Origin of the sequence: Dictyobacter arantiisoli (genome assembly GCF_008326305.1) — a bacterium.
GTDB lineage: Bacteria > Chloroflexota > Ktedonobacteria > Ktedonobacterales > Ktedonobacteraceae > Dictyobacter > Dictyobacter arantiisoli.
Map to the genome: position 1 here is coordinate 1 of NZ_BIXY01000005.1, position 14,703 is coordinate 14,703.

13 protein-coding genes are annotated in these 14,703 nt (G+C 50.1%); 11 read left to right on the forward strand and 2 right to left on the reverse strand.

Annotated elements, in window-relative coordinates; genetic code table 11:
* The first annotated feature begins 195 nt into the window (after positions 1–195).
* The 9 genes from F1593_RS02800 (at position 196) to F1593_RS02840 (ending at position 11,885) form a co-directional block, all read left to right on the forward strand.
* Positions 196–1,722, forward strand: a complete 1,527-nt coding sequence (locus tag F1593_RS02800) for a sensor histidine kinase (RefSeq protein WP_149400048.1) — start codon at positions 196–198, stop codon at positions 1,720–1,722.
* A gap of 31 nt (positions 1,723–1,753) precedes the next feature.
* Positions 1,754–2,416 carry a response regulator gene (locus F1593_RS02805; protein ID WP_149400049.1) on the forward strand — a complete coding sequence of 221 codons (663 nt, stop codon included), beginning with the start codon at positions 1,754–1,756 and terminating at the stop codon, positions 2,414–2,416.
* Between the two features lie 332 nt (positions 2,417–2,748).
* Positions 2,749–2,997, forward strand: a complete 249-nt coding sequence (locus F1593_RS02810; protein WP_149400050.1) for a hypothetical protein — start codon at positions 2,749–2,751, stop codon at positions 2,995–2,997.
* 270 nt (positions 2,998–3,267) lie between these two features.
* Complete coding sequence (locus tag F1593_RS02815) at positions 3,268–4,983, forward strand: sensor histidine kinase (protein WP_149400051.1); 1,716 nt, start codon at positions 3,268–3,270, stop codon at positions 4,981–4,983.
* A complete protein-coding gene (locus tag F1593_RS02820) occupies positions 4,984–5,637 on the forward strand; it encodes a response regulator (RefSeq protein ID WP_149400052.1) in 654 nt (217 codons plus the stop codon).
* Positions 5,638–5,696: 59 nt separating this feature from the next.
* Positions 5,697–6,821, forward strand: a complete 1,125-nt coding sequence (locus F1593_RS02825; RefSeq protein WP_149400053.1) for a WD40/YVTN/BNR-like repeat-containing protein — start codon at positions 5,697–5,699, stop codon at positions 6,819–6,821.
* Positions 6,822–6,868: 47 nt separating this feature from the next.
* Positions 6,869–9,898: an FtsX-like permease family protein gene (locus tag F1593_RS02830; protein WP_172631815.1), complete on the forward strand. Its 3,030-nt coding sequence runs from the start codon at positions 6,869–6,871 to the stop codon at positions 9,896–9,898.
* Positions 9,899–9,964: 66 nt separating this feature from the next.
* On the forward strand, positions 9,965–11,149 hold the full coding sequence (locus F1593_RS02835) for an ABC transporter ATP-binding protein (RefSeq protein ID WP_149400055.1): 1,185 nt from the start codon (positions 9,965–9,967) through the stop codon (positions 11,147–11,149).
* 19 nt (positions 11,150–11,168) lie between these two features.
* A complete protein-coding gene (locus F1593_RS02840; RefSeq protein ID WP_149400056.1) occupies positions 11,169–11,885 on the forward strand; it encodes an ABC transporter ATP-binding protein in 717 nt (238 codons plus the stop codon).
* A 433-nt stretch (positions 11,886–12,318) separates the two neighbouring features.
* Here the strand turns inward: F1593_RS02840 and F1593_RS02845 are convergent, their stop codons facing one another.
* Positions 12,319–13,110 (reverse strand): nicotinamide-nucleotide amidohydrolase family protein, encoded by a 792-nt coding sequence (locus F1593_RS02845; RefSeq protein WP_172631816.1) that lies wholly within the window; start codon positions 13,108–13,110, stop codon positions 12,319–12,321.
* 339 nt (positions 13,111–13,449) lie between these two features.
* Positions 13,450–13,596, reverse strand: a complete 147-nt coding sequence (locus F1593_RS02850) for a helix-turn-helix domain-containing protein (RefSeq protein WP_149400058.1) — start codon at positions 13,594–13,596, stop codon at positions 13,450–13,452.
* A 37-nt stretch (positions 13,597–13,633) separates the two neighbouring features.
* Here F1593_RS02850 and F1593_RS28150 point away from each other — a divergent pair, with 37 nt between their 5' ends.
* Positions 13,634–13,777: a hypothetical protein gene (locus tag F1593_RS28150; protein ID WP_172631817.1), complete on the forward strand. Its 144-nt coding sequence runs from the start codon at positions 13,634–13,636 to the stop codon at positions 13,775–13,777.
* An 86-nt stretch (positions 13,778–13,863) separates the two neighbouring features.
* Complete coding sequence (locus tag F1593_RS02855; RefSeq protein WP_149400059.1) at positions 13,864–14,664, forward strand: metallophosphoesterase; 801 nt, start codon at positions 13,864–13,866, stop codon at positions 14,662–14,664.
* Positions 14,665–14,703: the final 39 nt, after the last annotated feature.

A 14,703-nucleotide genomic window follows, 5' to 3' on the forward strand; every position in this document is an offset into this window, starting at 1 on the left:
CGACCTTTGCCCCACAACCTGCTCCTCGGAAGGGACGAACGGAGGGGCAAAAACGATGGGGAAGGCAAACTTTTTCGCGCCACGTTCTTCAAGAGGGCTCTGCAAAAAAATGAATGGCACCCTAACAGAACTACAGGTGCATGTGAGCGGATAAAGTTGTGTTATACTTTTATATCAGACGGGAGGATCAACGGCATGCAGCGCATCAAACGCCTATTTAGACAGCTTCAATGGAAATTGACCTTTTCGTATACGTTGATCACCATTGTTGCTATTTTATTGATTGAATTTTTGACAGTACTGGTAGTGCTCGGCTATTTTCTTTTCAACCAGGCCGAAATACAGGTTAGCAGCCTGCGTAATCAGGCAACGCAGGCACTTCCCTTCTTCGTTCACAACAGTCCTGACCAGGCGACTCTCGCGCATTGGTTAGCCAGTTCGGGAAAGCTCGTGACGCCACAGTTGGATGCCCATACGCGAGGATTTCTATGCGTGCTTGATATCCATGGTCGTGTACTGGCAAGCCTGGGCGATCATCCTCCAGCAGTAGCCTCTACGCTTACGTTGCCCTCCAGGGCGGTCTCGCCCACACAGTTGCACGCACTTCTGAATGGAGAGGTTGTCGCAATCTCATTGAGTGAACCAGAACAGATGCAGTTGATCGTGGTTCCGATTCGGGATGGTCAGCAGAGGCCGGTAGGCGCATTGGTCGCCCATCTTGAGCAACTCAATCTGGCAAACGTATCGACAAGCTATGGACGTTTGCTATCACTTTTCGGCGTAAACATACTCTTATTGACATTATTGGTAGGTATTGTTGGCACATTCTTCGGCTTTTTTACGGCGCGCAGCTTTACTCGCCGTTTTACGCGTCTGACTCTGGCTGCTGATCATTGGAGCAGAGGAGATTTCTCCTTGCTTGTGCGGGATGCTTCCCAGGATGAGGTCGGACAACTGGCGCGCCGCATGGATCGTATGGCAGAGCAATTGCAGCACTTGATGCAGACCCGTCAACAACTTGCTACGGCGGAGGAACGTAACCGCCTGGCTCGCGATCTGCATGATAGTGTGAAGCAGCAAATATTTTCTGTGGCGATGCAATTGGGATCGTTACGTGTGCTCCTCAAGCGCGATACCGATAAAGCTCTGCGCCGTCTGGACGAGATTGAGGGTGTTGTTCATCAGGCTCAACAGGAATTGACTGCTCTAATCCGTGAACTTCGGCCCGGCACTCTGGCAGACCGTTCGCTACCGCAGGCACTGCAGGATATGGCGATGCGCTGGAATCAGCAAACGTGGATCGCTATCCAGTTTGAGCTTGAGAATACTGTTGTGACGGAGCAGGATAGAGAGACGACGCAAAACATCTCTATCGCCTCTGAGATCGAAGATGCCTTCTTTCGGATCGCGCAGGAGGCGCTCTCTAATGTGGCTCGTCACAGCAATGCTACCAATGTCCAGCTTCAATTGCGTTATAGCGCGGAGAACATCAGCCTCACCATCGCAGATAATGGGTGTGGTTTCTCACCTGCTCGTGTTTTAGCGCGAAGTGAACAGAAGAGGCAGGGAGGCGTTGGTCTCCATTCGATGCGTGAACGTATACAGGAACTGGGTGGCCATATTGACATCCACAGCGCCGAAGGAAAGGGCACACGTATCACCGTTGCCTGTCCTATGCGACCAGTGGTTGCCAGGTTGCAACCGGAATCTTCTATTCTGTAAAGAGGAATAAACAGAGGAAAGCGGGCTTGTTATGGTTGAGCGGATTACATTGATGATGGTTGACGATCATCATCTGGTGCGCCAGGGAATTTTATCCCTGCTGGAAGTGCAGGATGATATTGAGGTGGTAGGAGAGGCCTCTTCAGGCGAACAGGCGCTACAAATGGTTGCAGTATTGACCCCTGATGTTGTGTTAATGGATCTGATGTTGCCTGGTATCAGCGGTGTAGAAGCGACGCGCAAGGTCAAGCAGCTTAGCCCGCAGACGCAGATAATTGTGCTGACCTCGTACCATGACGATGAGCATATTTTTCCAGCACTGAGGGCCGGCGCGCTCTCCTATGTCCTCAAGGATGTAGGACCCGATGAACTGGTTGCTACGATTCGTAAAGCTGCACATGGTGAAGCCGTGGTGCATCCACGCGTTGCTGCCAGATTAGTGCAAGAGATCCAGGGGGTCAAGAAAGAAGCCCATTCTGTTTTAACCGATCTCAGTGAGCGTGAGCGCGAAGTATTACGCCTCATCGCCAGAGGACATAGCAATGCGGTTATTGCCGAGAAGCTGGTTATCAGCGAAAAAACTGTTAAAGGACACGTCAGCAATATTCTCAGCAAACTGCATATGCTGGATCGCACCCAGGCAGCCGCCTTTGCCTGGGAACAAGGTGTCGTACAACGTTCGAATGAGGCATAACCTGTTTCCCCTGGTTGACAAGTAGTGCATGGCATGCTATTCTCGCTTTTTAAGCACTATTCAGATCTTCGAGACAGGAGGTGCCCCGATGGGTACCAGCATCATTATCCTCAACTAGTGCCGCTGTACTTGTTTGAGGGTGCATGTTTTTTTGTCATCGAAATACCTGCTATCCCCTTATCCGGCCTGATGATTTCGCTAGCGAAATCATGGCTGATTTTCTGGTATCCTCCTCTTGGCCAGCGACACTCCCATCATTGCTCCATTCCTTCTTTCCTGACAGTTCTTGCTTGCTATGGTTTTGTGTGTCACAGAACGGGGAAACTATGAAAATGACATCTGATAAGGATCAGCCTGGCGCCGTCGCTGGCAAAAAACCTCTTTTTCTCAATCGTTCCTTTGCACTGCTGTGGAGTGGGCAGACGATCTCATTGATTGGCTCACATATCAGCGCCGCGGGACTGCAAATAACGGCGGTTCTCACAATGGCAGCATTGACGCCACTCTTTGGTCTCTGGTTCCTGTTATTACCACGACATGATTTTGTTTCTACAATTGAGCCTGCTTCATCTTCGTTGTAATAAAACGAGGTCTATTTACCTTTGCAGGAGTCAAGTGCCCACCAGCAGCGGCGTATGGTGGACACCCTTATTTGATCTGGATAGGGAGATATCCCCCACACAGGGGATGGTGAACTGCTGGTACTTTGTTATACTACTTTACACATGGTTGTGTTTGACGATCTTGATTGAACGCAATGGCCTGTTTCACTATCTGGACAGCACAGGCTACCGACTGAGCAGTGTTTCTCGCTGCATACTCCCGCACCAGCCATAGAGAGGAAAGATATCGTGCAGCGTGAAAAAATGTATCGCATTCCCGTTTTTTTGTTTCTCCAGCTCCTCATCAGTTATGTGATGGTTGGCTTTGTGGTTGCCATACTGCTTTCTCGCTATGGGATAGTGCTTAGTCTGGTAATTGGATGTGGTGTGGGTCTCTTGCTAAGCGCTAATCTTTCTCAAGGCGTGTTTGCATTGCAGGTGGTACTGGATCGATTGGCGGAGGGGCTACCGGTGGAACTGACCGCTTTACGCCGTTATTGGCCGCTCCATACGTTATTCCAACGTATCAGCAGGCTAGAACAGCAGTACAGGTTGCGTAGTGGTCAGCAGATCCAGGTTGAGCAGCAGACAGTTGCTTATAAAGATCAGCTAATGCAACAGGTAATCAAGACAACTGCACAAGAGGAGCGGAACCGTCTGGCTCGCGATCTGCATGATTCGATTAAGCAGCAGATCTTTAGCATTACGATGAGCGCAGCAGCAGCCAGGGCGCGTTGGGAACGCGATCAGCCGCGTGTACGTAGCATTCTGGATGATATTGAGCGTACCGCACGTGAGGCTCAGGTGGAGATGCAGGCGATGTTGCAACAATTGCGTCCACGAGCTTTAGAGAATATCGGACTGATCGAGTCGTTGCGCATGCAAAGCCAGGCCCTGGAATATCGTACCGGGGCTAACGTGGCGCTGGAAATCAGTACTCTGCCTTCTGAAGAGGATCTTCCACCGGGATCGCAAGAGGTACTATTTCGGATTGTGCAGGAGGGCTTTGCGAATATCGCCCGCCATGCACGCGCCTCTAATGTATGGTTAAGTCTCTATCAGCAAGGACAATTTTTGTTGTTGGAAATTGGAGATGATGGGCAAGGCTTTAATATCTCTCATATGCCGAAACAGTCCAATGCTGGTGGCATGGGTATGCAGAATATCCAGGAACGTATCAAGGCATTGCATGGTACAGTTCAGATCTGGAGTGTAACTGGCACGGGAACAACGATACAGATTGCTATTCCTCTGGCGGAGCAGGCAGCGCCAGAGCGCATACCTGAGGTGGAGGAACCCGCGCTGAGAAAGTCTATGAAGCGTGTTCAACTCATGTTAGAGGTTGGTCTACGCATGATTGATGTGGCAGCGGCCTGTGTCTTGCTCTATACACCCATAGGTCTTGCTCGCCCGCTCCTGATCCTGTGTCTGTTCGGTGCTGGTTGTGCCTGGCTCATGGCGCAAACCTCGCGTATGCAGGTCGCGTTAAGCATGGGGAGCAAGCATATTCAGCATCTATCGTTGGTGGCTCAGAGTGATCAGCTCTTGATTGGTTTCCTCATCATTGGTACATGCTATATTGGCTATTCGCAGTACTATTATTGGCTGTTTGCTGGATTGTTCTATCTGTTTGCTGCGTTCGTGCTGGTGCTGGCGGTACACTATTACGTTGTGCGCTGGCGCTATAGCCGCAAGTTGACCCGATCGGAGCGACGAAAACTTATCCGTAAGCAAGCGCGGCAGATCGGATTGGATTTGCTCGTCTGGGCCAGCGTGATTGGCTACAGCATATATCGGGGGATCATCACTCTCAATGCCAGGATTTTTACATTTGACTGGAATCATTGGGCGCAAAGTATGGCTGTGCTTTTTTGCCTCTTATGGTTGCTTGTGATCCTGCTGAAGGGGATTGAGATGCTTTGCTGGCGCTGGTTGCCGCTAAGGCGAGAAAGGAGTGAGCGATAGATGGAAACTATTCGCGTTGTACTGGTCGATGATCACAAGGTGGTGCGCTACGGATTGCGCACCTATCTGGAATCATTTCTGGATATGGAAATTGTGGGAGAGGCCTCCAGTGGCGAGGAGGCTTTGCGCACTATTGAGCAATGGGTTCCGGATGTAGCGGTACTGGATCTCTTGATGCCGGGTGGCATTGATGGGATCGAGACAATTCAACGCATGCGTAAGTTGACTCCACTCACACAAATTGTGGCGTTGACGAGCTATACCGATGAGGCACGGGTGGTTGCTGTATTGCGGGCCGGTGCGATTGGTTATGTGCGTAAAGATGCCGCGCCCGAGATTCTCCTGGAGGCGATTCGCAGTGCGGCCAAAGGACAATCCTTGCTTGATCCACAGATCGCTGACGCTGTGCTCATGGAGTTATCCCAGAGCACAAAGTCATCGACAGTATTATCCGAGCGCGAACAGGAAGTCTTGCACCATCTAGCTCTGGGGCGTACGAACCGTGAAATTGCTGAACTTATGATTGTCAGTCCTGAAACAATAAAAACGCATGTTGGCAATATTCTCACCAAGCTACAGCTTGCCCATCGTACCCAGGCCGTCATTTATGCCTTGAAACAAGGCTTTATCTCTTTAGATGATATTGAATTATAACCAAGTACTCAGTTCTCAGTAAACCTCCCGAGAGCATCAGGAAGGAGTCCCATTCTCGTATGCGCCGTTATGCTTTACGTTATCTGCCCTTACTCATCATTGGACTGCTCTTGTGGCCTTTCCCGCAAGAGATCAACCATTCGGAGACAGCAACTCCTTCTGCTAACAATGGGGATTTTCCAATCGAAGCCTCACCTTTTACCGCAGGTTCAGCTCTCTACGGATTGGCAATGCCGTCCGCTCAAGATGTCTGGGCCGTCGGAGGTGTCTTTAAGATCGTGAAAAACCAGCAGGAACATCTTCAGAAAGTTGTGCCTGCGCAGGGCCAGATTCTGCATTACCAGAATGGTAGCTGGCTGGCAAATACGTCTTTGCAACTGCCATTACTGGCGATCTCAATGTCCTCGGTGCAGGATGGATGGGCTGCGGGCTATGGTGGTCAGCTTGCCCATTACGATGGTCATGCCTGGCAGGCAATGAAGGCACCAACTAATGCCATTCTTTGCAGTGTTGCAATGTTATCCGCTAGAGAAGGCTGGGCGGTTGGTTTTAATGGAACGATCCTGCATTTCCACGATCAGCGTTGGGAGCTGTTCCCAACTCCGACGACGGTGGCAGTAGATCTTTTAAGTGTCAAAATGGTGTCTGCTCAGGAGGGTTGGGCTGTGGGCAGAAATGGTACGATTTTGCACTATAGTCAGCAGCGCTGGCAACTCTACCATAGTCCGACCGACCATACATTGAATGGCGTCTCATTTCTCTCTCCTGATGAAGGCTGGGCCGTGGGAAATCAAGGCGTCATCTTGCACTATCGAGATGGTGTCTGGTCAACCGTTCGATGGTTTCCGCCGGATGGAAGTACGCTCTATCCAAACTTATTAGATGTAGCAATTACCTCAGAACATACTGGATGGATCGTTGGGGTCCAGTCAATGCTGACATATGACAAAGAGGTCTGGCAATCAATAGCAATTACTTCAGAATACACGGGATGGATTGTTAAGGATCAGTCAAGATTGACATATAACAAAGAGGTCTGGCAAGCAAAAGCATCAGGTAATGTTTCTCCAGGCATATTGTATGCAATCGTCATGAATGCCTCCAATGAAGGCTGGGCGGTTGGTGACAATAATAGTATTTATCATTATCGATCAGGTTCCTGGCAACTTACGTATGCCTATTAATAAACTAGTTTCTTATGATAAAGGACGATAAAAAGGAGCGCTTATTCATGGTAACCCATACTCAAAAGCTCAAGCGACAACGCAGTGTCGCGCTTCTTCCCGCGATTACCTTGCTCGCTAAAAATCTCTGTAAACAGACGTGGGGCATCCTATTGATTACCTTCTGTGGCATAGTGGCCTGTGTAGGGCTGGTTTGTGCCGTTCCCCTTTTCATGCAGACTGCCATTCAGACAGGTTTGCAAGGAGTCATCCAGCAAGAGCCAGGGGGAACAGCGATTATAAATTATGTCTCCACTGATCAGCCAACTCCTGCCTTTATTCAGAAGATCGGTGGTCGTGTCGATCAAGTTTTTCAAGCGCACCTGTCCAATTATCTGGCTGGTGGGGCTCAACTCTCGCTCAGTACTCCTAAGCTTCAAGTTCTAGATAGTCGAAGTGGTAAAGCTGTCTCTCAATTGTCTGTGAGCGTCTTTGGTTATGACCCGGCCCCATTGGCGCAGCGCGTTACCCTGGTAAAGGGACGACTTCCCCAGGCACATACGGCGGCGAAGGCGCTAGAGGTCGCGCTTACCCAGCCTGTCGCTGATAACCTTGGCTGGCAAATAGGAAGTTGGCAGCAAGTGCGCTTTCCCGTTGCGGCTAGCTCGACCGTCTGGCGCTTGCACGTCGTGGGCATCGTAGCGCCTGGTTCCGCTACGAGCGATATCTGGCATATCTCGAATCCCTCTGGTGACAATTATGCAGGTATGAATGGAGGAACTGATAACATTCTGGCCTCACTACCAGCTCTCTTGTCTAACTCAGCGGCGCTTCAAATTACTTCTGGTATATCTGGTATCGGATCAAACGTTGCTCCTCTCGCGCAAACAACCACAACACCGATCACAACGCGTCCTCTCCAATATACGATCCCGCATAGCGGAGGTCCAGGTACGGATCCAAGTGCGATCTTCATGGTATATTGGAGCTATCCTATCTCACTTTCACATATTGATGGTAATAATCTTAATACTTTTATACATCCCTATGGAACCCTGGTATCGGATTTATATGATTCTGTGCAGGATGCGCACATCATATCTCATAACACAATATCTCCAGTAGAGACGCAGTTGGAGTCTTATCAGCATGAGATGCCTTATGAGATGGTGGCCGTGATCCTCTTGTTGGTCTCTCTACTGGTGCTGGCATTATTCATGGTCAGTATGTTAGCCAATGTGCTGGTTGAGGGTCAACTTGCCACAATTGTCATGTTACGGAGTCGTGGGGCAACACAACGTCATATCTTTGGGGCATTCACCTTGCAGGGAATCTTGCTAAGTATCACTGCGCTCGTGTTGGGCCCTATCTGTGCGATATTCCTGGTGGGTGTGATCGGACAACTCCTGCTACCTGCGACCGCCTCATCAACTTTTGGTGCACTGATCGGTAATTTGCCGCACACATTTGGACAGATCTGGTTTATCGCGCTCATAACGGTTGTGGTTGCCCTGTTTGTCATGATCATGGCGCTACGGCGTGCTTCTCTGATTGATATTGTCGAGCTGCGACGCAACGCATCCCGGCCCAATCGCACTCCTTTATGGAAGCGGCTCTATCTGGATTTCTTCCTGTTATTGGTGATAGTTGCTGGTATTGCCTACTATCAACTGCTTGCCAAATCGGGTATCGGTGATCCAATTCTGCTGGCTCCGCTGGCATTTCTGGCGGCTCCCTTGACGCTGTTAGCTGTTTCGCTCTTCTTCTTGCGCATCTATCCCTTCCTGACACGGCTGGGTACCAGATCGCTGGCGAAGAGTAAGGCTGCCCCTGGCGTGCTGGCCTTCTCGCAGATGGAACGCCAACCACATGCGACCCTCCGTATGATTCTACTGCTGGCGCTGGCGCTGGCATCCTCAACCTATCTACTATCATTCATTGCCACGCAACAGTATCGCATCGAAGAAATAGCGGATTATCAAATTGGTGCTGATTTCAGCGGGAAGCTTGCTGGTATAAATGCCCGGCAGTCCTTCAAAGATCTTCAGCATCAATATTCCTCTGTTGCTGGTGTTGCATCCGCTACACTGGGTTATCATGACATCGCGAATTCGACGGTTACGCAGACGTATGTGCCACCAGTCGTGGTGAGTGCTATCGACGCCAGTACCTATGCTCAAACGGCTGTCTGGCAATCCTTTTATGCAAAGCAAACTTTACCATCTCTGACCAATCAATTGATTGATCACCGTGCTTCAGCCATTGCCAATGATGAGATCCCCGTGATTGCTGATACCCAGCTCTGGGATCGTCTGAATCTCTATCCTGGCATGCACTTCACGTTAACGACGGATAATGCGCAATTTCAGAATCTTCACTTTGTCGCTTTAGCTGAAGTCGATTATCTTCCCAGGGTGCAGGATGATATGGCGGATTCTGAGGTCGCTAATATGATGATGGATTATCAGAATTACTCTGCCGTCTATGCCAAAGATCATCATGGCGCACAGATACAGCCGAACTATCTCTGGTTGAGTACTCATGGGGATGTCCATTCAATCAGTCAGGTACGGCAGGCGTTTCCGACCTTGAAAGATCGACGAGCCAGTATTGCTCAGGCGGAAAATGAACCATTACAGGTCGCGCTTAAAGGGATACTCATACTTGGCATCATCATCGCACTGGTGCTGGCTCTGATCGGCGTTGGGCTGGCAGCCTGGTTGAGCGTAAAACAGCGCCGTATGAGCTTCTCTATTCTGCGCGCTCTGGGTATGGCACCCGGGCAGATAGCGAAGATCTTACTGTGGGAACAAGGCTTCACCTATCTGTTTGCGTTGCTTCTCGGATTGGGAGTCGGCTGGCTGGTCACGCTGGTAGTTGCACCGGCCTTTGGCCTGCTCGATCACATCTTACAGGTGGTTGGTATCGTCTTCAATAATACCAATTTACCGCTCCAGAAGAGCGCTCCCATTCCCACAACCTGGTTTGGTTTGATGATTGCCATCTTTGTGCTCATCTGTGGTATTGTGCTCCTCCTGATGTCTGGTTATGGAGCGCGACCGGCGGTAGGTCAGACATTACGCCTCAACGAAGACTAGGACGAAACGGAACGAATAGTGACAGGGCAGGCGAGGTATGAGGTCTCGTCTGCCATGGAGGAAATGATGCAAACTCAATTGGTGATCTGTGATAATCTCATCAAAATCTATAAAGCTGGTGAATTAGAGACGGTCGCGTTACAGGGTCTGGATCTGGATGTCTATCAAGGGGAGATGATTTCGATTGTAGGAGCCTCGGGCTCTGGAAAATCAACGTTGCTGAATATATTAGGGGGACTTGATGTTCCGAGTGCGGGACGCATTACGGTGGCAGGTCATGATCTGTCGCGTTTGAATGAAGAGGATCGGGCCAGCTATCGGAGACAGATCATCGGCTATGTCTGGCAGCAAAGTGGTCGCAATCTTCTGCCCGATATGACCATTGAAGAAAATTTAATCCTGCCTCAGATGCTTAATGGGATCAGCGCTGGCCGGAGTAAACGTCGGGCACACGAGTTACTAGAATTAATCGGATTAGCAACCCATGCTAGAAGGAAACCTGTCCACCTATCTGGTGGACAACAACAGCGTGTTGCCATCGCGGTAGCCCTCGCCAATCAGCCCGCGCTCTTGCTCGCTGACGAGCCGACTGGCGAATTGGACTCAACCACCACCCAGGAGATTATCGCGTTTTTTCGCTCCATCAATCAAAAATTGGGAGTGACGATTATTATTGTCACCCACGACATCGCCGTTGCCACTCAGGTTGATCGTACAATTGCCATTCGGGATGGACGCACAAGCACAGAGACAATCCGTCGTGAGCAGCCTATCAATCAGCAGCAACCATTCATCCCTGACGCTCTCTCGGCATTTCAACCAGCACAGAGTAGCGCGGTGATTGGATTGCCAGAAGCGACTCATCAGGAAACGATTTTTATTGATCGGGTTGGTCTACTGCAACTGCCTGCTGATGCTCTCGAACGTGTCGCTTTACGGGGACGTGCCGAGGTCCATCTTGCGCCTGACCATATTGAACTCTGGCCTGCGGGCATGGGGGAACAAATTTATCAAGGACTCCCTGGCAACCTGGCTAATCATAGCAGTGCAGTGATTGGATTGCCTGCACATTCGCATCGTGAGACTATTATGGTTGATCGCGTTGGACGTTTACAGCTTCCACAAAACGCGCTGGAACATCTCCCATTCAGTGGCCGAGCCTTTGTACGCACGGCCCGCTCACACATTCAATTATGGCCTGTACCTATGGCTGCGAACGATTTCTATCCAACCCCTGTTATCCAGCAATAATTGCGAGAGGAAGAGAAAGATGATGCAATATCCTATCCAGGAGCAAAGCAATACGGTTCCACAGGCGCAGGCAGTTGTCGAGGCAAGGAACGTCAGCCGTACCTTTCGGAGTGGTGACACGGTGATTCAGGTCCTGCGTGACATCAATCTCACTATTCAGTCAGGCGAATTTGTTACCTTACAGGGACGCTCAGGCTCCGGCAAGAGTACCCTGTTCAATATCCTGGTGGGACTGGACAATCCCACTCAGGGCGAGGTTGCGATTCTGGGACAATCGTTGCAGCCTTTGAACGAAGCAAAACGAGCAACCTTGCGCCGTGAGAAAGTTGGCCTGCTCTTCCAGAATGCCCATCTGGTCCCGGTTCTGACCGCGCGCGAAAACGTTGAAATCGCGCTCCGTATGCTGCTTGTGCCAGCCAGAGAAAGAAGCACGTTGTCCCAGGAAGTTCTCGAGCGTGTCGGACTCAAAGATAAAATGGAGCATCGCGGTATGGAACTGTCAGGCGGAGAGCAGCAGCGTGTGGCCCTGGCCCGCGCACTTGTCCATCGCCCCCGTTTCTTGATTGCCGATGAGCCGACCGGAAATCTTGATTCCATGACGGCTAGAAATATCATCCTACTACTGCGCGATATCGTCACCCAGACAGGTGTTGGCTTACTGGTCGCCACCCATGATCGCAATGTTGTCAGCGCGGCCCATCGCACCGTAAACATCCACGATGGGGCGCTGGCCTGAACGAGAGATTCATCATCTATCAGGTTGCTGGTGCGTGACCAGGCTTTTGCTCTTGCTCGCACCAACAGCTTATTCCCTGATATATTCACTACAGAGCGAACTATATCCCCTGCACAGCTTTCTTCTCTCCATTCCCGAAACCAGACAGGTCTTCGATGTGCCTCCCAAGCGACTCTGGGTGGCGATACTCCCTTCTGAATAGTTACTCTTATCGTTATGGCAGTAATCCTCCAGGATCGGATACAATGAAGTGCCATATATACTAGCCAAGGGCATAGCCATCCAAAGCTGGGACGCTATGGCTTTCTGGCCTCTGGATCATGGGGAAAGTAAGCCTATCAAATTAAAGCCAATCTTTTGGGAAAGTGAAAGGGATTCCGATTTGAAGTTGAATCTCCTTTCACTGTACGCAGGGTTCGTTGCTCAGCATCTGTTACGATGTTGATTGCGTTATTTTGCTATCGATGAGCGTCGGATCCTCATTTTGTTCCTGCTTGTCTCCCCGTTTTTCAAGATAGCGCCTGAGCAGGTTGAGGGCTGAAATTGTTGCCGCCTGCTTATTCTCTTCGCGGTCGAGCCCGGCACATTTTTCAGAGCCCATACAGCTTAATATGCCGTAAGGTCCTGCCACGGCAATATGCACTGTTCCTACTGGTTGATCTTCTTGCTTGTCAGGTCCTGCTACACCAGTGATGCCCAGACCAATTTCGATATCCAGAGCTTTCTTGACGGCTTTCGCCATCGCGATAGCCGTTTCGTTGCTGATCACCCCATAGCGCTCCATCGTCTCATGTGGTACACCCATGCGCTCTTTGAGCAACGTACTGTATGCGACAACCCCGCCGAGAAAATGGGCCGAACTTTCATGGGCATCAGTCAGTGCGCTGGCGATAAGCCCTCCTGTCAGAGATTCTATCGTGGCGACAGTCAATTTCTGTTCATCAAGGAGCTTGCCGATAATCTGTTGTAGTGTGGTATCTCCTGTCCCAAAGATATAATCAGCCAGCCTGGCGCGTATCTTTTGTTCTACGGTATCCAGCATCTGTTTGGCTTCCCGTTTATCCTTCAACTGGCTGGTAAGATGAATATCCACTGCGTCCTGGGATGGTTGCAGGGTAATCTCTATGTCTTTCATCTCAAAGAGCGAGCCGAGTTGTTTATGGATGGTTTCAGGTTTCAATTCTGCCACACGCAATATTTGGGTATGAGTATTGCTCTCTTGCATTGCTTCCCTCCAACATGTTACTACAAAGTTTGTTGTAGCTGTGTTTATGCCACGTTTCATCCTCTTGAATGGTTTCTACAGAGCGTTATCCATTTTATAATAGCGCCAGAAATGCTTCAGCCGCTCGCGAGAAGCGTTTCTTTTGAGGGAAGATGACGTTGCAGGCTAAAGTCATCCAGTGGAATTTTACTGAGGATATGGGATTGTATTGCCTGACTTTATGCACAAAAATGCATACGGCCCTGGTTGAAACACTTTGTCACATGTAGTCTTTATCTAATCCTACAGTTGTAGTTGTGCCCTTTGTACCGTTGTCCCATCCAGGTATGGTCTAAGGCGTCAGCAATCTTTCTCGAAGATCTGTTCAACCAGGGCATATTTATCCTGATAATAGCGATAGAATGCTGATCGGCTGACCATCGCGCGTTCCGCAATCTCCCCGGCGGTCAGCGCCTCAATACCGCGTTCTTCAGTCAACTCCAGCAAAGCCTCTCGTCAATTTGGTCCACCGGAAGTGTTACAGGTGGAAGAGGTAGAAGAGCCACAGGTCGGACCTGATCAGGTCATGATCGAGGTGTTGGCGGCAGGTGCCGCCTTTGGAAATACGGTGCTGCGTTCGGGGAAGGCTCCACTCCCCCTTCCGTTCGCGAAGTACGGCGATGTCTGAAATTTTTCATCAAAAAACCTTGACAGAAATAAAATTTTATTTTATATAATAGTTAAGTAATTTTATTTCTATGCAGGGAGAACCACATGGCTTTTACGTTTGTCCAAATTACTGATCATCATTTAGGCGCACGCGAAGATACATTGATGCATGGCTACAATCCAGCCCAGGCATTGCGTGCTGTTTTACGGCATATCGCTGAGCATGAGCAGTTTGATTTTTTAGTTTCAACTGGAGACCTGGTAGATCGTGCAGATTCGTATCACACATTCTGCCAGTTGTTCCAATTGCGGCCCGCCGCCGCTGCTCCTGGTCCAGCATTAGTAACCATCGAAGGACTGCGGGACTGTCCGATGTATTTCTTACCTGGTAATCACGACGACCGCGAGAACTTCTATGCCCATCTTTTTTCTAGAACTACACCTCCAGACACGTTGATGCACGTGGCATTTCAGCACAAAGGCATCCAATTCCTCTGCCTTGACTGGGGGCCCGGAGGCGTGGCTAAGGCGCATCCTGAGATGATCGCGTTTCTGGAAAGCTCTTTGAGTACTGGCTTGCCCTGCGTGATTTTCACCCATCATCATCTTGTCCCCACTGGCGATCCTTTCATGGATTCCTTTCTGCCCATCCCCGAGGAAGCTCAGGCGTTCTGGAAGATGGTAGAGCAGAATCAGAAACACGTCCTGGGTATTTTCAGCGGCCACGCTCATGTTACGTATGAGACAGTCGCCGCCGGGATACCGACATATGGACTGCGTTCAACCTCATATCAGTTTGCCACCCTGAAGAATGAAGTAGTTCGTCTTCTTCAGGCGCCGCATTATCGTGTGGTGACGATAGACCAGGGAACCATCACAGCGCGGATAGTAGAGACAGAAATATAATTATGCGAGTAAGAGATTTTTAGTGGGAGCAGACGGAAC